This is a genomic window from Paenibacillus sp. JNU01 (genome assembly GCF_059130585.1).
This window is the reverse complement of record NZ_CP169723.1, coordinates 5,491,254-5,512,312: the sequence shown is the minus strand read 5'-3', so window position 1 is coordinate 5,512,312 and position 21,059 is coordinate 5,491,254. Positions and strand designations below refer to the sequence as shown.

The following is a 21,059-nucleotide window of genomic DNA, read 5'->3' as shown; positions in this document are numbered from 1 at the left end:
CTAGGATACCTTCACTTGAAGTGCATCATATATTCCTGACAGCCTGCCTACGAGAAGATTCATATCGAACCTATCCGATATAATCGCTCTGTTATATGAACCCATTCTTGCTCTAATCTCTTCATCCGTAATGAGATATTCCAGTGCTGATGTTAGCCCGTGCACATCTCCCGGCTCGATTAACAGCCCATTATGACCGGATGTAATCACTTCGGGAATGCCTCCGACGTTGGTCGATATAATGGGCAAGCCACAATTCATTGCTTCAAGTATGGCCATAGGTAATCCCTCATGATAAGAAGGCAGGACCAGCAGATCCGCTTCCCGCATCAGCTTTTCCTTTTGCTCTCCGTTAATCCAGCCGAGTACGTTGACACGCTCTTCGATTCCATACTGCTGTACAAGCGCTTTGACCTCTTCGACTTCGCCATCCCCCGCCAGATTGAAGGTAGCTGTAACGCCCAGCGCCTTTAATTGCTGAATAGACTGAAGCAGATCATAGACGCCTTTTCGCTCACCCAGTCTTCCCATGAAGAGAGCATTAACTGCAGCCTTCTGCTCTTTCGCAAAGGGCTCTTTCACAAAGACTCCGTTATAGAGCACCTCAATAGCTGTCTCCGGAACAATCGTGACAAAGTATTCTTTCCACGTCTGGGATAAGACAATCAATTTATCGGCTTGATTCAAAATGTAGTGACAATACTTGCGCTGCAGGGCGAATCGATTGTAGAAATCATCAAAGCTGGCCGCATGAATATGCAGAATGACTGACTTTCGAAACAATTTTCTTGCGGTTAGCAGGAATAGTGACTTCCGATAAAAGCTTCCGTTGTTCGCCATATGAATATGAACAATATCCGGCTTGAACGTGTACAGCTTCATCCAGAATTGAATGAATCCCCGTATAAAAATAAGCAGCCGTGAGAACACGCTGCCCGTGATATACGTTTCCACCCGCTGCATGGCATACATATCAGAGATGGAAGAATCCTCAATGTTTTTGATTACACTCACAATTCCACCCATATCCTTCAAGGATGATCCAACAACCAATACTTTTGGTTTCATGATAGACTCCTTTTTTCATGGTTAATCTTCAGAATACTTACAGACTATTCACGTAATTTTTGATGGACGAGATCAGATCAGACTGTTTTCTCACATAAGGCTGGAACGTCTGCTGCTCTATGCAAGGAACCAGTTTTTGTAATTCAGCCTGACTCTCTGCAACGGCAACATAGCCGTTCTCCTGAAAAACCTTAGAAATCTCAAGTTGATGATCATCAACATGTTCACCCCACTCTTTCCGGCGCGGAATGACGATCACCGGCTTGCCGCGTTCGAGACAATTCGTGATGGAGCCAACACCCGCATGAGTGATAATACATCTGCTGCGCTGCACATATCCATTCATCTCTTCCTGCGTCAGGAAAGGAATTGCAGTGAAGTTTCGCGGCTGATACTCCGTATATCCCGACTGGGCAATAACTTCCTCTTCAATAATTCCAGCCTCAATCGCCTCATCAATAAGCTCGAACATGCGATTGAAGGGAAAGCGCTGGGTTCCAACAATAGCAAATATCAAAATAAAGCCCCCCTGTATTTTGCATTGGGATAGCTATCCTGCAACGTTTCCCACTGGATAAAGAACTCATCCGAGATTTTGTACATCAATCTCCCGGTTGCGCTGGAGGAATAGATTTTGGCATAACTTTCGATATAAATCAGCTTGGCACCGAAGATTTTACCGATGAGGCAAAATGGATATGTGGCCCCTGCCCCTGTCGTAATGATGACCTTTGGACGCTCGCGCAGATATAAAAAGAATGATTTGATAATGTTAGCCATAAAAATCAGCAAAAACATCGCATTCTTACGCTCTTGCTGCATTAAGAAGTATATTTTGCCCTGAGATGAATCTACTTTTCTGCTTTTGTTCTTCTCGGTAATCAGGAAATAATCATGTTCTTCAACCGCAGGTATAATCTTGGTCAATTCATCAAAATGACCGCCTGTAGAACTGATCAAACAGACCTTCATGTTCTAATCTCCTTTGAAAAGGATGCGTCCTTGGCTCGCTGTACCTGTATATCCACTTCTGCTTCAGCCCCTGAGTTGGAGTGTACTCCTTTTCCCGTAGCATATAATGCGTTCAGGAAGATACAGAATGGAGCAATCAGATGAACGGTGGACAGGGTATTGTCAAAAAAGGAATAGGTCAGGAAACCGATAATCATACCGGCAAAATACAACCGGATCATGCCGCTCAATCGGAAGAATACGGCACGGAATACCAGAAGCAACGATAGAAACAACAGGATGGCTCCAACTAACCCGCCATCGTAATAAAAACGAATGTATTCATTATGCGGAACGACGAAGCCAGAAAAGATACTTCCATCATTAGCCACGAGCGTTGAGCCGAGCCCACGTCCAAATATCGGATACTCATTCGCTTTGCCAATGAAATAGTTCCAGGCTACATCCCTTCCCGACAAGCCTTTGCTCTCTGATCTCATCTCATAGTTGTCCCACTGCGCAATCACCATATAGGCGACGGCCACAACGAATAGAATGAGAGGAATAATGGCACTGACTCTGCCTTTGATGAAGGCTTTCAGTTGATCAAAAAGATAGACCAGAATAATTGGAATGAGTGCAATAAGTGGTCCCCTTGTTCCTGTCTGGACCAGAATAACCAGATGTGTCAAGGTAAGCATGTAATACAGTACAACCTGATGGCCTTGCTTGATCTGGATCAGACAGACGCAGATCGAGATAAAACACAACATGGCCAGATGCGCGGCGATATTAGCTCCCTGTAACCGGGTTACGCCCGACATCTCCAGGTTCGTAATGGACAATATGCCGGCGAGTTGCAGAATATAACCACCAGCGAGACTGAACAGTGGCAACCATGCGAGTACACGTATAATTCGTTGACTGATCTCTCTTGAAAAATGGGGCATCAGCAACAAAAAAGGAACAATGACTCCTAGAAAGGCCTTGAATGGATCCAGCGGATTAACCTTACTGGGCAGATCCGATAGAAAATAACTCTCCACAAATAAAAAAACAATTGCGAGTGCAGGATATATCAGATCTTTTCGAATACCAAATCGTAAAAAAAGAGAAATGACAAAACCCAGAATCGCCAGCTTGTAGAAGGACAGCGAATCCAGTCCTGCCAGATGAATGCTAAATATCTTATCAATGGACAATGAGAAACTTACAATAAGAATCATAAAAATCCAGCTGGGCTGTTTAATATAAACGCCCAGCAGAATCACAGCTACAAGTGCAACAACTGAAACTAGCGGAAGATAGATTGCTGCGAAGACTATTATTAGTGAAAACAAAATGATGTTAAACGACTTCATATTTAATGCAGCAAGTATACCGGTTTTTTGCATATCTGCTATGCCACCTCAAAGCCAGAATCGTGTTTCAAAACGCATCCTTCGAACCTACCAGCACCTTGAACGTTCTGAAGATAATTTTGATATCCACCATCATGCTGCGTTCACGGGCATACGTCAGATCCAGCTCTACCATTTCTTCAAACCCAACACTATTGCGACCGCTGACTTGCCATAATCCCGTACATCCCGGGATCATCTGCAGGCGTTGTCTGTCATAGGAAGTGTAGTTCTTCACTTCTCTGGGCAGAGCTGGTCTGGGTCCAACGAGACTCATCTCACCTCTGAACACGTTCCACAACTGGGGCAGCTCATCCAGACTGGTCTTCCGAATGAACTTGCCAATGCGGGTAATGCGGGGGTCGTTTTTCATTTTGAACATATTCCCGTTCACTTCATTCTGATCGATCAGTTGTTCCAGCAAATCTTCAGCATTCGCAACCATGGACCTGAATTTGTACATATGAAACTCTTTCCCATTCTGTCCAACCCGTACCTGACGAAAAAAAACAGACCCCTGAGGGGCCTCGATTTTGATTAGTATTCCGATGACCGCAAACAAGGGGCACAAAATGATCAAACCTATGAAAGAACCCAGCAAATCGAGCATTCTTTTCATAAATAGATACACTTTATCCGCATTTTGTCCTGACATCGTTGATGCATTGTACCCCAGACTTGGGTCCATAACAATCTCCGCTTCCTTCGTTTGGGGAGATGGACTCATTCAAACTCCCCCCCGGCTGCATATTCTACCGACTCTTTTTCCAAAATATGTTGCAGTGCTTGCAGCATTGGAATTCTAAGTTCCTGTTTTTGCAGAGCGAAGTCAATGGTTGTCAGGATGAATCCCAGTTTCTCGCCCACGTCATAACGTATTCCCTCGAAATCGTAAGCATACACTCCTTGTGTCTCATTTAAACGCTGAATCGCATCTGTTAATTGAATCTCTCCCCCTTGGCCAATCTCTTGTTGTTCCAGATGTTCGAAAATCTCTGGACTCAGTACGTATCTCCCCATAATCGCCAGGTTGGAAGGCGCTGTGCCTTGGGCAGGTTTCTCTACGAACCTGAGAACCTCTGTTAAACGGCCATCCGATTGAAGCGGGTCCACAATGCCGTATCTGTCTGTTTGTTCAGCAAGTACGGTTTGTACGCCAACAATGGAATGTTGAACCTGATCATATTGATCAATCAATTGTTTGGTGCATGGCACTTCCGATACGACGATATCATCTCCGAGCAACACGGCAAAAGGTTCGTCACCGATAAAGTTACGTGCACACCAGACAGCATGACCAAGTCCTTTGGCCTCTTTTTGTCTTATGTAGTGGATATCCACGTTAGAGGATTTGCGAACCTCTTCAAGCAGGCCCAGCTTCCCTTTTTCCAGCAAGTTATGTTCCAGTTCAAAAGCGTTGTCGAAATGATCTTCAATCGCGCGCTTCCCTTTACCTGTTACGATGATAATGTCTTCAATTCCAGAGGCAATGGCTTCCTCAACGATATACTGTATAGTTGGTTTGTCCACAATAGGGAGCATTTCTTTGGGCATCGCTTTCGTGGCTGGCAAAAAACGTGTACCCAGTCCAGCTGCAGGAATGATTGCTTTTCTCACTTTTTTCATAAATACCACCCTATCCTCTTTTTTTAGTTTAAAAGTTGAACCAGGGCATCTAACCCGTCCTCACGTCATACCTTCGACGATTAACGTCTAAGGTTCACTGAACCCACAGCATGACCGAGTGCCTACAGTGATAAAGGTGCAGTAGACATTACCTGTTTACCTGGAGCAACGGACAGAACTTTATTTCTCTCCGTAACCCACCGGAACTGCAACGTTTTTGATATTGTTCAGGATTGCGCCCAGGATTCGTGCATTCACATGCTCCAGAGCAGCCTTGGTCTTCTTCACCAATTCCTTCTTGACCTTGCCTGAGTTCACGACCAGCAGCACACCATCACACAGCGAACTCACAATGAGCGCATCCGTTACTGCGAGCACCGGTGGTGTGTCAAACATGATGACATCATATTGATCCTCTAACTTCTCCATCAGCCTCTTCATCCGGTTGGAACCGATCATCTCGGAAGGGTTTGGCGGAATTGGGCCAGAAGTGAACAATTGGAGATTATCGATATAACTCTCTCTGAGCACTTCCTCCACACTGTACTGATTGGACAGCACACTGCTAAGGCCGATGTGATTGGGTACGGAAAACACCTGGTGCAAAGAAGGGTTACGCAGATCGGCATCAATCAGCAGAACCTTTTTGCCTTCCTGAGCATAGGTGACCGCCAGGTTGCTAATGGTTGTGGTCTTGCCTTCACCGGCTTCGGCTGAAGCCACCATGATTTTTTTGATATGACTGTCGATTGAGGAGAACTGAATATTGGTCCGCAATTTACGGTACCCCTCCGAGATTTGAGATTTGGAGTTAAAATAGGTCACCAGACTGTTATTATCATTGGTTAGCCGTGACATATTTGCCATCCCCCACTTTCTGTTGAGATACGTAATTTTTCGTATTTTTCAGATCATCTTTTTTCATCTTGGATATCACCGTAAGCACAGGCAGGCCTAGTTCTTTTTCAAGTTCAGTCTCGGATTTGAATGTGTCATCCAGATAATCCATCAGGAATACAAGTGCAATCGCGAGCACAAAACCTGCGAACAGACTGACAATGATGCTTAATGTGGTTTTCATATTAATTGGAGATGCGTTACTATCCACTTTGGCTTCGCTGAGGATAGCGACATTATCGATTTTCATGATTAGGGGGATTTGAGATTGGAACACGTTGGAGATGGCATTGACCGTTTTTGCGGCTTTTTCGTAGGAAGTCCCCTGTACAGTTATGCTCATCACTTGGGATTCGCTGGCTGTAGAGACGGAGGTGCTATTCATGAGCTGTGCTGAGGTTAAGCCAAGGTCTGGATACGTGGAAGCCACTTTATCCATAATGGCTGAAGATTTAATAATTTCTCTGTAGGAGTTAATGAGTTTGATATTGGTTTGAATCATGCTGAAGTCCATCATCGCCTGGCCTTGAACATTGGAGGTCTGGTTCACGATAAGCTTGGAACTCGCCTCATAGATCGGTTGGGTGAAGAAAATACTTTTGACCCCTGCACCCACACCCGCTACCAGAGCAATTGCAACAATCAACCACAGTTTCTTTTGTAAGAGTCGAAAATATCCTTTCAGTTCCACTTTCATTCCTCCTATACGTTGTGATCTATCCTATGTAACTACCAGATGGACAGTAGCCATTTGCGAGGTTTCCAGCGTTCTGTGACAAGACACGAATTCGATAGGATGTGCGACGCATTCTCTGCAAGCCTCTTAACGGCCTCAGATCCAAAACGACGCTCAATCACCCGCTCCCCTTCACTTATGGCAAATGTCCTTTTGCACGTATCATGTGCATCTGATGAAATGAAATGAAACCCGTTTTCTTTACAAAAATGAAAACACCACTGCCGAACTTTCCGTCCGAAAAGCCCAGTGAAAGATTGAGCCGTAAGCTGACATAGCCCGCCTTGACTCAAATAATCCGCCAACAACTTTGGCTTCTTCAAAATGATACGATTGCGTTCCGGATGAGCAATGATAGGGGTAATTCCCGCTATTCGTAATTCATGCAGTATCCTGGGGAACTGTGAGGGAATATGACCAAAGGGCAGTTCCAGCAACATGTAACGACTTCCGGCGAGTGTGCAGCACTTTCCTGCATATAAGTCTCCAATCAGGTTGTCATGCACCCTGATCTCCTGTCCGGGACGGATCTCCAGGCGAATGTTACGTTTGTGAAGTTCTGCATGTAGCAGGTTCACGGCCTGATTAACCACCATCGGTTCATTGTTGTATTGCCCGTTCAGGTGATGCGGAGTAGCAATAATGGAGGTGATTCCAGAGGCTGCCGCCTTCTCAGCCATCGCAACGGACTGCTCCATTCGAACAGGACCATCATCCAGACCGGACAATATGTGGCAGTGCATTTCAACCATATCCAAACTTCCTGAAATAGTATGAGCCCCCTCGCCCCTTTATTCATTGCGCAAATGCTTTTGGTGTTAAAGAACTAATGCATAACGCTATGAAATATAGTAAAATGGCGTTAAGTACATGTTTTGTTCAGAATTTGTTAAGAATCGACTTGGAATTATATGGTGAAATCAATGTAATGATAGGTTTTCTGCAGATCCTTCTGCTCTGTTGCCTTTTCATACTGAGAACGGGAAACCGTGGGAAACTGAACTTCAGTAAGCATTGTGTTTAACTGTCCAGTTATATATAGTTTCTGTTCGTGCTGAATATGCAAATTTGAATGATACATTGTGAGCTCTCCGAAGGGCTGTTTCCATTGCAACCTTGCGTGAAGTCTTACACATACATGATGATCTTCAACATCCAAACCTATGAGCATTTCTGATGATACTGGCAAGTTCAGGTCGCTCAGGAAGGTGATTGCTTGAGTGTCCATTCCAAGTAACAGAACAGGGCGTCTTTTGTGGTCTACCATTTTCTTATGAAACTCCTGAATGTACATATGGACATTTAATTTCATATCAGCCCATTCCTGAATTATTGATTGCATGGTTTCATTCCTTTAGAATGGATTAGCCTACATGGACTGCCTCTACTTCCTTCTCACAGGTATATGGTCCAGGCAACAAGGAGATACTTAAAATATCCCAAATGATACATTTTGTAACTCCATACGTCCAATTTACGATACAAAACGTATCATGTCAAGCGGTATTTGGACATGGTTCTTTTGATTTACGACAATTTGAGATGTCCTTAGACAGACCTATTTACAAATGGAAATGGGTTAAAGGAAACTTATGAGGAGTTACTCTTTTGCAGGAAAGCTGCCCTGATCAAAAACTTGGCTCAGGATTGTTTCTATATATATTTGATGTCGTTCAGGGGGAAATAGCTTATGAGCTACGGAAATCGCATTGCTGAATTACGGGAACAGCGGGGACTTACTCAAGAAGAACTTGCGAGCTCCATTCATATTACCAGAGCTGCTCTCTCCCACTACGAGAAGAACCGACGTAAACCGGACTTCGAAGTGTTAACGAGACTTGCTGACATCTTTGATGTGTCTATTGATTATCTTATAGGACGTACGAAGCAAAGCGATGTCGTGATGGATGAGGACGTACGTGAATTCGTTGATACCTTGGAGTTATCGGACAAAGAAGTGTTAGAACGCTTCGATCTGATGATTGATGGGAAGTCCTTAACGGAAGAAGAGGCACGTCGTTTTATTGCGTTTGTCCGCATGGAACGCAGCATGGACTAAACCCGAAAAGAGGACCCAGTTCCCAAGAGATGCTATCTCTGGCTTCTGGGCTTTTTTTGTGTCCTAATTCCCTCCATTCCATGGTTATCTATTGTGTCAAGGACGCTTGTTGTTGACGGAGGATATGAAATGGTTCCAACGCTCCGGGTCGATTCCGCATTGCAGTAAAACTTTCATGATGTCCATCTGGGTTGCTTCGACTTGTTTCCCTGTCGGCCTACGATCGTCCCTGTTTGGATGCTTCATATTCATTCCGCTAACCTCTCTTATCTATATACTTTCCCTGCCCTCCAAAACTAGCCTTATTATACTTGAGAACGTTCCGTGATGTTGTCGTCTCATGACGATAACGTTTTTTGAAGGGGTTCTAATTTTGTCGAAAGCCAAATAGGAGCTATATGGTGCCAAAATGGCAACCATATAGCTCCTATTATTCTTCATACAACCTGTTCATGCACGTTCACCTTTGAACAAGGAGTTAACCCCCAGCACGTGCAAGTTCACGCATATTTGCTTCAAACGCTGCAAGCAGTGCTGCTTCTCCAGTCAAGCCCGTCGCCTGAACCCGTTCAATCTGCTCCGTCATACGCTTGAAGTCCTTCGGAATAACCCGAACGAACTGGTTCACCGCATCTTGCCAGTTATCCAGAACGCGCTGACCGACAGCACTTCCTGTATTGGCAACATGACGTTGAATCATGCCTCGCAGATCTGCACTTTCGGCAACATCTTCGATACGCTCCAAAAGAACCATTTCCAGATTACAACGTTGCAAGAATGTGCCTTCCGGATCATACACATAGGCAATACCTCCGGACATCCCTGCTGCAAAGTTACGACCTGTATCGCCGAGTACAACGACACGTCCACCCGTCATATACTCACAACCATGGTCGCCTACCCCTTCAACGACTACTTTGGCACCGGAGTTACGTACAGCAAATCGCTCACCCGCAATACCACGGATATACGCTTCACCGCTTGTTGCACCGTAGAGAGCCGTGTTACCGATAATGATGTTATCTTCCGCCTCAAACGTTGCTTTCGGAGAAGGCATCACGATCAGTTTACCTCCGGACAATCCTTTACCTACGTAGTCATTGGAATCCCCTTCAACGGTCAAGGTCATGCCTTTAGGTACAAAGGCCCCAAAGCTTTGTCCGGCAGAGCCGACAAATTTGAATTTAACCGTATCTTCAGGCAATCCTGCGAGTCCATATTTACGTGTGATCTCACTACCCAGAATGGTACCTACGGCACGGTTAACGTTCGTAATTGGAAGCACCGCTTCAACCGGTTGACCGGATTCAATAGCAGACTGTGCCAGTGGCAACAATTGCTGCATATCCAGCGTTTCTTCCAATTGGTGGTTCTGATGCTGTGTACGGTAACGCGCAGAGCCTTCCGGCATTTCAGGCACGTGCAGCAATACAGACAGATCCACACCTTTTTTCTTCCAGTGATCTACGGCTTCTACCGTTTCGAGGCAATCTGTACGTCCGACCATCTCCTGAATGGTACGGAAACCAAGATCAGCCATGATCTCACGCACATCTTCAGCAACAAATCGCATGAAGTTAACCACATGAGCCGGATCACCCATATAATTTTTACGCAACTCCGGATTCTGTGTTGCTACACCCACCGGACAGGTATCCATTTGACAGACACGCATCATGATACAGCCAAGTGCAACGAGCGGTGCTGTAGAGAAACCATACTCTTCAGCTCCAAGCAAAGCTGCAATCGCCAAGTCACGGCCATTAAGCATTTTGCCATCTGTTTCGAGTACGACGCGATCACGCAGATTGTTCAGTATCAACGTTTGATGTGTCTCTGCAAGACCCAGTTCCCACGGCATACCCGCATGTCGGATCGAACCTTGCGGAGATGCACCTGTACCACCGTCATAACCGCTGACGAGGATAATATCGGCACGCCCTTTGGCTACACCTGCCGCAATGGTACCCACGCCCACTTCCGATACGAGCTTAACGTTGATCTCAGCACGCGGATTGGCATTTTTCAAGTCATAGATCAGCTCTGCCAGATCCTCGATCGAATAGATATCGTGATGCGGCGGTGGCGAGATCAGACCTACACCCGGTGTTGAACCACGGACTTCAGCAACCCAAGGATACACTTTGCGTCCTGGCAGTTGTCCGCCTTCACCCGGTTTTGCTCCCTGTGCCATTTTGATCTGAATTTCGTCGGCATTAACCAAGTAGTTGGAAGTAACACCGAAACGTCCGGATGCGACCTGTTTAATAGCACTGCGACGGGAATCCCCGTTGCTATCTTTAATGAAGCGAGCCGGATCTTCTCCACCTTCACCGGTATTGGACTTACCTCCAACACGGTTCATTGCAATGGCAAGATCTTCATGCGCCTCTTTACTAATTGAACCGAAGGACATTGCACCCGTTTTGAAACGACGCATGATATCTTCTACGGATTCAACTTCTTCAAGTGGAATGGAAGCTCCAACCGGTTTCAGTTTCAGCATGGAGCGAATGGTCAACAGCTGATCATTCTCACCTTGCACAAGTTTGGAATATTTTTTATACAGCTTGTAATCTCCGGTACGAACTGCGTGTTGCAACGTATGAATGGTTTGCGGATTGAACAGATGCTCTTCTCCGTCGTTACGCCATTGATAATCGCCACCGGAATCCAATACTTTATCGTTACCGTCTTTATCCGTAAAGGCACGGTTGTGATGTGTCAGCGCTTCGGCTGCCACTTCTTCCAACCCAATTCCACCGATCCGGGAAGGTGTCCAGGTAAAGTAACGGTCAACGAAGTCTGATTTCAGACCCACCGCTTCAAAGATTTGAGCGCCACGATACGATTGAATCGTAGAAATCCCCATTTTGGACAACACTTTCGTAACGCCTTTGGTAGCTGCTTTAATGTAGTTTTTCACTGCTTTCTCATGCGAAATGCCACGAAGCAATCCTTGCTGAATCATGTCATCCAGCGTTTCAAAGGCCAGATAAGGGTTCACAGCACTCACACCGTAACCCAGCAGTAATGCGTAGTGGTGAATATCACGCGGCTCTGCTGATTCAAGCAAAATGCTGACTTTTGTTCTGGTTCCCTGACGAATCAGATGGTGATGCAGACCTGCTACAGCAAGCAATGCAGGAATGGCCGCATTCTCTGCGTCCACACCGCGGTCAGACAGGATCAGAATGTTATGACCTTTGTCGATGACCCGGTCCGCAGCTTCGAAGAGCAGATCCATTGCTTTGCGCAGTCCTTCTGCTCCTTCCGCAGCGGTGAAGAAAATCGGAATCGTCATGGAGCGGAAGCCTGGGCGACGCACATGGCGAATCTTCGCAAAGTCTTCATTGGACAATACCGGTGTATCCAGACGGATCTGGCGACAGCTCTCCGGTTCAGGGTTCAATAAGTTGCGCTCAGGACCAATGGTTGTTGCCGTAGACGTTACAATCTCTTCACGGATTGCATCGATTGGCGGGTTGGTTACCTGGGCGAACATCTGTTTAAAGTAGTTGTACAGACGCTGCGGACGATCCGATAGCACAGCCAGTGGTGCATCATAGCCCATCGAACCGGTAGCTTCCATACCTGTTGTCGCCATTGGCTCCAGGATTTTGCGAAGCTCTTCAAATGTATATCCATATGCCAGCTGAAGCTGGGTCACGTTATCATGTTTTGGATCAGGAAGTTCCGGTGCTTCCGGCAGCTCGCTCAGATCCATCAAATGCTCATCAAGCCAATCCTGATACGGATTCTCGGCTGCAATGATCGCTTTTACTTCTTCATCTGAGATGATGCGGCCTTCTTGTGTATCCACAAGCAACATCCGACCTGGACGCAGACGATCTTTGTACAGGATCTCTTCAGGCGCAATATCAAGCACCCCAACTTCTGAGGACAGGATAATGCGGTCATCCTTGGTTACATAATAACGAGCTGGACGCAAACCGTTACGGTCAAGTGTGGCACCAATCTGCAAACCATCTGTGAAGGCCATTGCTGCTGGTCCATCCCAAGGCTCCATCATTGTGCTGTGATATTCATAAAATGCCTTTTTGGCAGGGTCCATGCCCTCATCTGTGCTCCAAGGTTCAGGAACCATCATCATGGCCACGTGTGGCAGTGAACGACCACTAAGATACAGGAACTCCAGTGTGTTATCGAACATCGCTGTATCGGAACCATCCGGGTTAATGACCGGTTTCACTTTGGCGATGTCGTCACCGAACAATTCACTCTCGAACAAGGACTGCCGTGCATGCATCCAGTTCACGTTACCACGCATCGTATTGATCTCACCGTTGTGGATCATGAAGCGATACGGGTGGGCACGTTCCCAGCTTGGGAAGGTGTTCGTACTGAAACGGGAATGCACGAGTGCAAGCGCAGATTCTACGAGATCTTGCTGTAGATCCAGATAGAATTCTCCCACCTGTTCCGTTGTGAGCATGCCTTTATAAACAATTTTGCGACAAGACAAGCTTGGCAGGTAGAATGAACCACCTTCTGCTTCATCTGCCGAATATCGAATAGCCAACTCAGCGCGTCTGCGAATAACATACAGTTTACGTTCGAATCCAAGCTCATCCTTCACATCTGCGGATCTTCCAATGAACACCTGACGTACATAAGGTTTCGCTGCAAGTGCAGAACGGCCAAGCATTTCATCAAAAGTAGGCACATCCCGGAAACCCAGGAACGTCTGTCCTTCTTCTTCAATAATCTTCTTGAGGCTCTCTTCGTGCGCACTACGGATGGCAGGGTCTTGGGACATGAACAACATTCCCACGCCATAGAAGCCCTGCTCAGGTAATGCAAAACCAAGACGTTCCGCTTCCTGTGCAAAATAACGATGTGGAATCTGAATCAGGATACCCGCTCCGTCACCGGAATTCGGCTCACTTCCCTGTCCTCCACGGTGCTCCATGTTACTGAGCATGGTTAGTGCCTGACTAACGATATCGTGTGAAGGTACTCCTTTGATGTTGGCAACAAAACCCATTCCGCATGCGTCTTTTTCGAACTGCGGGTCATATAGACCCTGTTTTGGAGGTAATCCGATGTGTCTCATGGAACGCAACCTTTCTATAATGAAGTATTTCGGAAAGATCAAGAACATAGGCAACAGGCAACAATGAAACGGGAGGAGCTGGCCTTTCGCTTGCGATAGAGCCTGCTAGATAGAAGAGGTGACAGCATGAGACTGTCAAAAATAAGCCTGCTATTGGGCAGAAGCCATTGAATGAGTTGGGCTGATCCGGACGATCCGGCAAACAGCATCATGTATAAATCAACACGCAGCCGCTGGCACGGCTACTGAAATGGAGCGACGTTTTTTTGATATAGTTCTATTATTTTAACACCGACCTAACATCAGCGCAATTTAAACTTTTTAATACCTCTGATAAGAAATGTTTTGCAGTACAGCTTTACAGTAGTGACGTTTAAATTCATCTCTTTTTCGAATAATTATACACTTTTTAAGCCAGAGTACAACTGAATTAAATTGCTGACAGAAGAAAATCGTTCCATGTACCGCCTGCGTTTATCCATAATTCAACCAAATTTCCACTGTGGAAGCCAGCGAATCTTTACTTCTTTATGCATTTGTATACAAAATAGCCTGTAACCCCTTTTTGGGGTCACAGGCTATTTGCACTATTTGACTACTATATTGCATAATTTCACTACAAGAAAATAAAGTTTTTATTCAAAAATATGACCCTGCTGAAGATCAGGTTCGACTTATGCCGTCACAACTTGACCGGAATCAGCCTGTTCGACTTCTTTTTTCGGACGTCTGCCATTCCAAAGGAAGTAAGCAAGCGTCAGCAGAATAGATACACCTGCATAGATACTAAGAATTCCTGCCTGATGCCACATCACATCCAGATTACCACTCGATACAACAGCTTTGAAGCCCATAATGCTGTGTGTCATTGGCAACCAAGGGCTAAATGCCTGAAGCCACGATGGAATCAGTTCTACCGGGAATGTACCTGCACTAGCCGCAAGTTGGAAGACCAGCAGCAGAATGACAACATAACGTCCAGGCAGATCCAGCCAGGTTACAAGCGCCTGAACGATCAACATGAAGGTCAGCCCTGTAATAATGGTAAACAGATAGAACAGCCCTACACTGTGCGTCTCCAGTCCAAGACCATATAACATGAAGCTTGCCACGATAACCGATTGGAAGATACTCACGGAGCCAAATACCAGTGTCCGGCTGACAAAACGATTCCAGCCTGTTGCACCAGGTACGGACGTTTCCCGCATTTTTAATACAATCGTCGAAATCAATGATCCCACAAACAGACCGATCGACAGGAAGAACGGTGTCAATCCTGTACCATAATTGCTCACGTTCTCTGCCGTGTTCTCCGAGGAGTTCACCGGTTCAGCGAACATGTTCACCACATCATCCGTTTTCTTCACTTCGGATGTTTTCTGCGCGGCATCATTCAGCTTGGTTGCCAGTTCACTTGAACCATCTTTTAGCTCAGTAAGACCGTCAGCCAGTTTGCCTGCGCCATCACCCAGTTGCTTGGAACCATCGGTTAGTGAACTAACGGCACCACTGAGTTTGCCCACACCCGTTTGCAAAGCTGTTGTACCTGAGCCCAGCTGCTTGGCACCATTCGCCAACAATGTACCGCCACTTGCAGCATCACCCAATTTGCCGCTGAACTGCTTCAGACCATCGGAGAGTTTCGCTCCCCCTTGACTAAGCTGTCCGGCTCCAGCCAGCAATTGCTTCTGTCCATCTACCAGCTGGTCTGCACCAGCAAGTAGTTGCTTCTGACCACCATGGAGCTCGGATGCACCCGCGGCCAACTGCTGGTTACCCTGATGCAGCTGATCTGCACCCTGTGCAAGCTTCTGCTCGCTCTCATGCAGTTGCGCACTTCCATCAGCAACCGCTTCACTCGCCGCAAGCAGTTTCTGTACATCCGCATTTTCGGCGAGTTCCGGGTTCGATGCAGCAAGCTGCTTCAATCCGGCGGCTACGCTCTGTGCTCCGTCCGCAACCTTCCCACTGCCATCCACAGCCGATTGCAGGCCTGTTGCCAGTGTACCGCTGCCCTGAACGGCACTTTGCAGACCGTCAGACAGCTTCGCACTGCCCTGTTCTGACGATGCCAGGCCAGCCTGCAACTTACTTGTACCATCCAGTGAAGATTGAAGGCCCGTTTCCAACTTGGCACTGCCATCCTTCAACTGATCTGCTCCGCTCTGAAGCTGGCTCGAAGCGGCTGCCTGAAGCTGTTGCAGACCCGATACAAGATTCGTTGTTCCACTTTCAAGCTTGGTCGCACCCGTGTGCAACGCGTTAACCCCATCACTTAATGGAGAAAGTCCTTCCTGAAGTTCAAGCGTCCCGGATGCAAGCTTCGCCAAGTTATCCTTGAGCTTAACTGCACCATCATCCAGTTTGCCTGCGCCGGTATTCAGTTCACCAGCTCCATCACCCGCCTCCGCTAAGCCATCAGATACTTCGGAGAACTTGTCGAGCAAAGTCTCTGCATAGGATTCCGTTACTTTGGCTGATACTTTCGCTTTCAGATCCTTAATCGCAGTCTTGCCGATCTGTGCCCCGACAAAGCTGTAATTGCCATTCGGTTCATAGATCAGGTCAGCCGGTGCTGGCTTGTCATCGAGCAACGTTGTTGCTTGGGATGAGAAGTTCTCCGGAATCGTAATTTGCATATAATATTTGTCATTACTCATGCCTTCTTTGGCTTGGCTCGCACTGACAAAGTCCCATTTGAAATCTGCATTTTTCTTCAGCTCATCCACCAGATCATTACCTACATGAAGCGATTTGCCCTCCAGCTCTGCGCCTTTATCCAGATTGACAACGGCAACCGGCATCTCATCCACATGACCATATGGGTCCCAATAAGCCGCCAGATAGATGCCACTATACAGGATCGGTATAAACATAATTGCAATAACAGGGATCAACACCTTCGGGTTTCTCACGGCCGATCCCACATCCTTGAAAAACACGGATAAAGATTTCATGTCATTTTCTCCCCTTAATCTCTCTGCTTCATGAGCAGGAATAACTATAATGAAATAAAATGTCGCGTTCCAGAAAAATTACCGAAACACGAAGTGACCATTTTCCTCAAACGGTCAATTTGAAGCAAAAAACAAACCTGTCTTCCGACAAGCCTCGCTGCCACACATGTATGATAACCCTTATTTATAGTAGAATAAATTCGGATTACATTACAGCAGCAATTCCTTCCATTAAGAAAAGGCGAAAGTAATTCTTGATTTCCTCTTTGCTCAGTGGTTGATGTTGTTTGTTCCAATCAGAGGTGAGTGCAATATACAAGCGAATCATCATAAAAGCGACCACTTGCGGATCACAATCCCGAATCTCTCCATTATCCTTCGCTTTCTCAAGCTCCCGGGCCAGAAAATCGGAAATAACTTTCTCCACTTTGTCCAAACCTTCCTTGGCCTGCAGTGTTCCAAAGTCCTTCAATTCCTGTGATAACTTAACCAGCAGTTCGTGATCACGGCGGAATTCCAACAACGCATCCAGCACCCGAAAGAGATTATCAAAAAATGCACTTTCCTGATGCACTTCACGATGTGCGATGTTCTTCATTTCCTGAATCACTTCTACCAGAATCTGATCAAACAATTGTTCCTTGTTGGTGAAAAACGTATAGATCGTTCCTTTGCCCACGTTCGCAATCTTGGCGACCTGGTCCATCGTAGTTGCTTTGTATCCAAACATGGCAAACGACTGGGCTGCTGCATGAATAACCTGCTGTCTCCTGTCAATCGGAGCCATCATATCCCTCCTTTTACTCCATTCAATGTTCATTCGTCCTACATAAATGACCAAAAATACAATTTGGTCATTCGGTCAAAATATACATTACCACCTCAGCAATAAGATTGCAACCCTAACATTTTAAATATTGTGTTAATTTTTTTTAACCGAAATGCAGTGGAAACTCCTTCTGTCGTCGTCTATAGTGTAAGATGACTCAAACATACGTATATAAATGAAGCCAGACTGTCTCAGACCAAGAGATATGGTGTAAATATTTATGGATGAAACATGATTCTGCGCTTCAATGTATATTCATGTAGTAATGTATGATCCATAGCTAACGAAAACGATGAATATCTTCATTATGAATTAAAACTTATGAATAAAGGTGAACTCATGCGAAAACCAAGAGTGCTCTTATTATCGGAAGGATTCGGTACCGGTCACACTCAGGCCGCTCATGCGCTGGCACATGGCATCAAAAAAGTCAGTCCACATGTTCACAGTCGTGTCATTGAACTAGGCAAATTTTTAAACCCAACGGTAGCTCCATTAATCTTTTCTGCATATCGGAAGACACTGTCGGTTCAACCCAAACTGGTCAGTCTGTTGTACCGCACACAGTACAACAAGTCATTAAATGGCTTTACCAAGCTGGCGTTGCATCGAATTTTCTATACACAGACAGCACAGGTCGTATCCCAACTGAAACCAGATGCGGTGATCTGTACCCATCCTTTTCCAAATGCAGTGATCTCCCGGCTCAAACGCCAGGGCCTGAATATCCCGCTCTATACCGTCGTGACGGATTATGACGTGCATGGAACATGGATTAATCCGGAAGTGAATAAATATCTGGTCTCCACCCCTCAGGTCAAAGCATTACTTGAAATTCGAGGGGTCGATCCCTCCCACATTCAGATCACGGGAATTCCTGTGCATCCTGACTTCTGGGAAGCGGGTGACAAAGTAAAGTTGCGGCAAGAGATGGGGCTTCAGAACATGCCTACCGCACTGCTTATGGGTGGAGGCTGGGGACTTTCTTTTGATGAGGATCATATGAAAGCTCTCACGTCCTGGGCAGATCGTGTTCAATTGGTGTTCTGTCTTGGTAGCAACGAGAAAATGATTGCAAAAATGAAGGAGATGCCTTGCTTCCAGCACCCTAATATTCGTATTCTGGGATATACCCGTGAAGTAAGCAAACTGATGGATGTATCCGATGTGCTAATCACGAAGCCTGGTGGCATGACATGTACCGAAGCGTTGGCTAAGCGGTTACCCATGCTGTTCATTCCTCCGCTGGCGGGTCAAGAGGAAGAGAACTGTGAATACTTTGTACAAGCCGGATACGGCCAGGTCATCCACTCTGCCGATGTGATTACCAAACGTTTCAGCCAACTCTGTGAACAGGCATCCACTCAAGCTGAAAGCCCGCTGAACGTAGCACATATTACCGGCAGCCGTTCAGCCTATGATCCAACGTGTTGCGCCCAAGCTGTTCATGATTTATTATTCCCGACGACAGCCGAAGTTACGAAAACACCCGTAGAGCGATTCTCAGCCGGAATTGCTGCCACGTCCTTGTCAGGTACCAGAATCCCATTCTAACGTCTCTATGGACCTATAGAACAGCTCTCATGAGGTTTTATAGAGGACAAGGCAAGTGCTCACGATATACAAAGAAGGTTCCCTTCCGAATTATTGGAAGGGAACCTTCTTTTATTTTCATTGATTTCGACCGTATGATTTGGCAGAAAAAAGGGTAATTTAGAGTATAACCATATTTTAAATAACGAAATAAAACTACGATTCAGGCTTTTTAAAGGGCCGTGTGAAGCACACACTGTTAACTACCCTGCCTGTTTGCAGAATTTACGGGTCGATTACTTGTAGAAAGTATGATGACCGATCGTTTTTACTTTTTTCTGCGAGCGGGCAACTGTCAGATCGTCCGCAAGCGTCAATGATAAGAAATAATACGTATCATCGGCAACTTCCTTCTTCCCGTTCAGCGCAGCATTCACTGCTTTGATACTGTCCTCATTGGGAACCACACGTTTCAAACGTCCGTTCGCTACAGGACTGAACTGGGATTTCTGATAGATCACCTTGTAAATGGTATCGGGAAAATTGGCTGACCGCAGCCGGTTTAAGACAACATTGGCAACTGCCACTTTGCCTTCGTACGGTTCACCTTCCGCCTCTGCCATGACGATTTTTTGCAGCAGATGCAGTTCTTTATCGGACACACTGTATGACCAGGTTGCGAGTTTCGAGTCTTCCTGGTTCAGAAGTTTGGTCCGCGTAAAGTATAGTTTTTGGGGGGGAGTTGTTACAGCAGCCACCGCTTTGGCACGTTCCACTTTGGCCAATTTCAGTGCAGCTTCTTTTTTGGCTTTGGCCGCAGCTACAGCTCTAGCTTTGTTCTTGGCCTTGGCTTCTTGCAATTCCTGCTTTTCTTGAGCAGTCGTCAACCAGTTCTTCGCTGGCAGAGATTCAGTCCACGCTACGGTTTGTGTAGACAGACTTGTCCCATCTTCCATCATGCGCCTCTCTTCTTGCGCAGATGTTTGGTTATTTTGCACAGAAGCCGCAAGTTCGGTCATCTGTTTACTATCACTAGCTTCATTCCACTTCCCCGTCGCCTGAACGACATTTACCCCCACTATACATACAAGCAGCACTGATAACATCGGTGCTACCCAACGATTCTTGCTTATAATGTTCATTCGAAGATTCCTCCTGTCGAAACATTTCCCTTATCTAAGTAACCCAAAAAAAAGAATTTGAATAACGATGGCTAATATTACATAGGGATAAACGTAATGTCAATGTGATTTTATGGCATAAAAATGATTATCAGGAAAAAGAGAACGTGTCCACGACCTCATACATTGGAGATTGTCCAAGCCTTGTCACATAAAGTACAATGTCCTCCACCATCCATGAATTAACACCTGAGGCATGTTCCGGAAGCACTCCAGATACCCCTTTATTCTCATTACCTGGGAGTTGTCCCAGATATTTTCTAGCAACGGTGATGTGGGGAGCATATGTTCTTAATTCAGCTTCGAATCCAAGAGTCGATGTGGCCTGAACGATTTGTTTTTGCAATGAAATCAACCGATCCATCTCTCCGCTAACACCCTTCCATAACACTTTAGGCGCTTCTTCAAGTCCAAATGTGCCCCAATCCGCAAGCTGAAGTTCAAACGCCTGGAATTCAACTGCTACTGAGCGCAACGCTTTCCGAAGATGTCCAATCTCACTAACAAGTGTATCCCCAAGAAATTGCAAGGTTATATGATAATCCCGATGATCTGTCCATTTACGAAAATCAAGCTTGTTCTGTACAAGCCTCGCATCCATCTGAAGAGACTGCTGAACAGGACCAGGAAGACGAATCGCCACAAACAATCTTTCCCGTCGGGATGAATGATCCTGATGTGATTGGTTATTCATTGCATACACCTCTCTAAAGTTCGCTCTATTATTTCATAACTATACATATCG

18 protein-coding genes are annotated in these 21,059 nt (G+C 46.0%); 2 read left to right on the top strand and 16 right to left on the bottom strand.

The genetic code is table 11. The annotated features are described in order from the left end of the window. From NLBNIHML_RS23910 to NLBNIHML_RS23865, 10 genes are all read right to left on the bottom strand, one after another. On the bottom strand, positions 1 to 1,068 hold the full coding sequence (locus NLBNIHML_RS23910; RefSeq protein ID WP_339240273.1) for a glycosyltransferase family 4 protein: 1,068 nt from the start codon (positions 1,066 to 1,068) through the stop codon (positions 1 to 3). Positions 1,069 to 1,105: 37 nt separating this feature from the next. Then, on the bottom strand, positions 1,106 to 1,585 hold the full coding sequence (gene pssE / locus NLBNIHML_RS23905) for a PssE/Cps14G family polysaccharide biosynthesis glycosyltransferase (RefSeq protein WP_339240271.1): 480 nt from the start codon (positions 1,583 to 1,585) through the stop codon (positions 1,106 to 1,108). Next, positions 1,582 to 2,040: a PssD/Cps14F family polysaccharide biosynthesis glycosyltransferase gene (gene pssD / locus NLBNIHML_RS23900; RefSeq protein WP_339240270.1), complete on the bottom strand. Its 459-nt coding sequence runs from the start codon at positions 2,038 to 2,040 to the stop codon at positions 1,582 to 1,584. The genes pssE and pssD overlap by 4 nt, the downstream gene beginning before the upstream one ends. Further along, positions 2,037 to 3,413, bottom strand: coding sequence for an O-antigen ligase family protein (locus tag NLBNIHML_RS23895; protein WP_339240269.1), 1,377 nt, complete (start codon positions 3,411 to 3,413; stop codon positions 2,037 to 2,039). The genes pssD and NLBNIHML_RS23895 overlap by 4 nt, the downstream gene beginning before the upstream one ends. A gap of 34 nt (positions 3,414 to 3,447) precedes the next feature. Continuing rightward, on the bottom strand, positions 3,448 to 4,146 hold the full coding sequence (locus NLBNIHML_RS23890) for a sugar transferase (protein WP_413405052.1): 699 nt from the start codon (positions 4,144 to 4,146) through the stop codon (positions 3,448 to 3,450). Then, positions 4,143 to 5,045 (bottom strand): UTP--glucose-1-phosphate uridylyltransferase GalU, encoded by a 903-nt coding sequence (gene galU / locus NLBNIHML_RS23885; RefSeq protein WP_494352944.1) that lies wholly within the window; start codon positions 5,043 to 5,045, stop codon positions 4,143 to 4,145. The genes NLBNIHML_RS23890 and galU overlap by 4 nt, the downstream gene beginning before the upstream one ends. A 180-nt stretch (positions 5,046 to 5,225) precedes the next feature. Beyond that, positions 5,226 to 5,903, bottom strand: a complete 678-nt coding sequence (locus tag NLBNIHML_RS23880) for a CpsD/CapB family tyrosine-protein kinase (protein WP_339259407.1) — start codon at positions 5,901 to 5,903, stop codon at positions 5,226 to 5,228. Further along, complete coding sequence (locus NLBNIHML_RS23875; RefSeq protein WP_339240267.1) at positions 5,884 to 6,639, bottom strand: YveK family protein; 756 nt, start codon at positions 6,637 to 6,639, stop codon at positions 5,884 to 5,886. Before NLBNIHML_RS23875 ends, NLBNIHML_RS23880 begins: the two co-directional genes overlap by 20 nt. Before the next feature lie 32 nt (positions 6,640 to 6,671). Next, positions 6,672 to 7,430, bottom strand: a complete 759-nt coding sequence (locus NLBNIHML_RS23870) for a tyrosine-protein phosphatase (protein WP_339259403.1) — start codon at positions 7,428 to 7,430, stop codon at positions 6,672 to 6,674. 155 nt (positions 7,431 to 7,585) lie between these two features. After that, on the bottom strand, positions 7,586 to 8,020 hold the full coding sequence (locus NLBNIHML_RS23865) for a hypothetical protein (RefSeq protein WP_339240265.1): 435 nt from the start codon (positions 8,018 to 8,020) through the stop codon (positions 7,586 to 7,588). Positions 8,021 to 8,368: 348 nt separating this feature from the next. Between NLBNIHML_RS23865 and NLBNIHML_RS23860 the strand changes: the two genes are divergently transcribed. Continuing rightward, positions 8,369 to 8,737, top strand: a complete 369-nt coding sequence (locus tag NLBNIHML_RS23860; RefSeq protein WP_047841965.1) for a helix-turn-helix domain-containing protein — start codon at positions 8,369 to 8,371, stop codon at positions 8,735 to 8,737. 96 nt (positions 8,738 to 8,833) lie between these two features. Here the strand turns inward: NLBNIHML_RS23860 and NLBNIHML_RS23855 are convergent, their stop codons facing one another. From NLBNIHML_RS23855 to NLBNIHML_RS23840, 4 genes are all read right to left on the bottom strand, one after another. Beyond that, positions 8,834 to 8,989: a hypothetical protein gene (locus NLBNIHML_RS23855; RefSeq protein ID WP_215078381.1), complete on the bottom strand. Its 156-nt coding sequence runs from the start codon at positions 8,987 to 8,989 to the stop codon at positions 8,834 to 8,836. Between the two features lie 226 nt (positions 8,990 to 9,215). Next, positions 9,216 to 13,814, bottom strand: a complete 4,599-nt coding sequence (gene gltB, locus NLBNIHML_RS23850) for a glutamate synthase large subunit (RefSeq protein WP_494352943.1) — start codon at positions 13,812 to 13,814, stop codon at positions 9,216 to 9,218. Between the two features lie 674 nt (positions 13,815 to 14,488). Beyond that, the gene (locus NLBNIHML_RS23845) at positions 14,489 to 16,771 is read right to left on the bottom strand and encodes a YhgE/Pip family protein (protein WP_494352942.1); all 2,283 of its coding nucleotides are present in this window, start codon (positions 16,769 to 16,771) and stop codon (positions 14,489 to 14,491) included. A 205-nt stretch (positions 16,772 to 16,976) separates the two neighbouring features. Further along, complete coding sequence (locus NLBNIHML_RS23840) at positions 16,977 to 17,558, bottom strand: TetR/AcrR family transcriptional regulator (protein WP_494354755.1); 582 nt, start codon at positions 17,556 to 17,558, stop codon at positions 16,977 to 16,979. Between the two features lie 381 nt (positions 17,559 to 17,939). Between NLBNIHML_RS23840 and NLBNIHML_RS23835 the strand changes: the two genes are divergently transcribed. Continuing rightward, the gene (locus NLBNIHML_RS23835) at positions 17,940 to 19,154 is read left to right on the top strand and encodes an MGDG synthase family glycosyltransferase (protein WP_339240259.1); all 1,215 of its coding nucleotides are present in this window, start codon (positions 17,940 to 17,942) and stop codon (positions 19,152 to 19,154) included. A gap of 275 nt (positions 19,155 to 19,429) precedes the next feature. On the opposite strand, the gene NLBNIHML_RS23830 is transcribed toward NLBNIHML_RS23835, so the two are convergent. Next, on the bottom strand, positions 19,430 to 20,275 hold the full coding sequence (locus NLBNIHML_RS23830) for a cell wall hydrolase (RefSeq protein WP_339240257.1): 846 nt from the start codon (positions 20,273 to 20,275) through the stop codon (positions 19,430 to 19,432). A 130-nt stretch (positions 20,276 to 20,405) separates the two neighbouring features. Beyond that, a complete protein-coding gene (gene thpR / locus NLBNIHML_RS23825) occupies positions 20,406 to 21,008 on the bottom strand; it encodes an RNA 2',3'-cyclic phosphodiesterase (RefSeq protein WP_494352941.1) in 603 nt (200 codons plus the stop codon). Between the last annotated feature and the right edge of the window lie 51 nt (positions 21,009 to 21,059).

Coding starts and splice junctions, on each gene's coding strand:
- NLBNIHML_RS23910 (WP_339240273.1), bottom strand. CDS start 1,068: ATGAAACCAAAAGTATTGGTTGTTGGATCATCCTTGAAGGATATGGGT.
- pssD (WP_339240270.1), bottom strand. CDS start 2,040: ATGAAGGTCTGTTTGATCAGTTCTACAGGCGGTCATTTTGATGAATTG.
- NLBNIHML_RS23895 (WP_339240269.1), bottom strand. CDS start 3,413: ATGCAAAAAACCGGTATACTTGCTGCATTAAATATGAAGTCGTTTAAC.
- NLBNIHML_RS23890 (WP_413405052.1), bottom strand. CDS start 4,146: ATGAGTCCATCTCCCCAAACGAAGGAAGCGGAGATTGTTATGGACCCA.
- galU (WP_494352944.1), bottom strand. CDS start 5,045: ATGAAAAAAGTGAGAAAAGCAATCATTCCTGCAGCTGGACTGGGTACA.
- NLBNIHML_RS23880 (WP_339259407.1), bottom strand. CDS start 5,903: ATGTCACGGCTAACCAATGATAATAACAGTCTGGTGACCTATTTTAAC.
- NLBNIHML_RS23875 (WP_339240267.1), bottom strand. CDS start 6,639: ATGAAAGTGGAACTGAAAGGATATTTTCGACTCTTACAAAAGAAACTG.
- NLBNIHML_RS23870 (WP_339259403.1), bottom strand. CDS start 7,430: ATGGTTGAAATGCACTGCCACATATTGTCCGGTCTGGATGATGGTCCT.
- NLBNIHML_RS23865 (WP_339240265.1), bottom strand. CDS start 8,020: ATGCAATCAATAATTCAGGAATGGGCTGATATGAAATTAAATGTCCAT.
- NLBNIHML_RS23860 (WP_047841965.1), top strand. CDS start 8,369: ATGAGCTACGGAAATCGCATTGCTGAATTACGGGAACAGCGGGGACTT.
- NLBNIHML_RS23855 (WP_215078381.1), bottom strand. CDS start 8,989: ATGAATATGAAGCATCCAAACAGGGACGATCGTAGGCCGACAGGGAAA.
- gltB (WP_494352943.1), bottom strand. CDS start 13,814: ATGAGACACATCGGATTACCTCCAAAACAGGGTCTATATGACCCGCAG.
- NLBNIHML_RS23845 (WP_494352942.1), bottom strand. CDS start 16,771: ATGAAATCTTTATCCGTGTTTTTCAAGGATGTGGGATCGGCCGTGAGA.
- NLBNIHML_RS23840 (WP_494354755.1), bottom strand. CDS start 17,558: ATGGCTCCGATTGACAGGAGACAGCAGGTTATTCATGCAGCAGCCCAG.
- NLBNIHML_RS23835 (WP_339240259.1), top strand. CDS start 17,940: ATGCGAAAACCAAGAGTGCTCTTATTATCGGAAGGATTCGGTACCGGT.
- NLBNIHML_RS23830 (WP_339240257.1), bottom strand. CDS start 20,275: ATGAACATTATAAGCAAGAATCGTTGGGTAGCACCGATGTTATCAGTG.
- thpR (WP_494352941.1), bottom strand. CDS start 21,008: ATGAATAACCAATCACATCAGGATCATTCATCCCGACGGGAAAGATTG.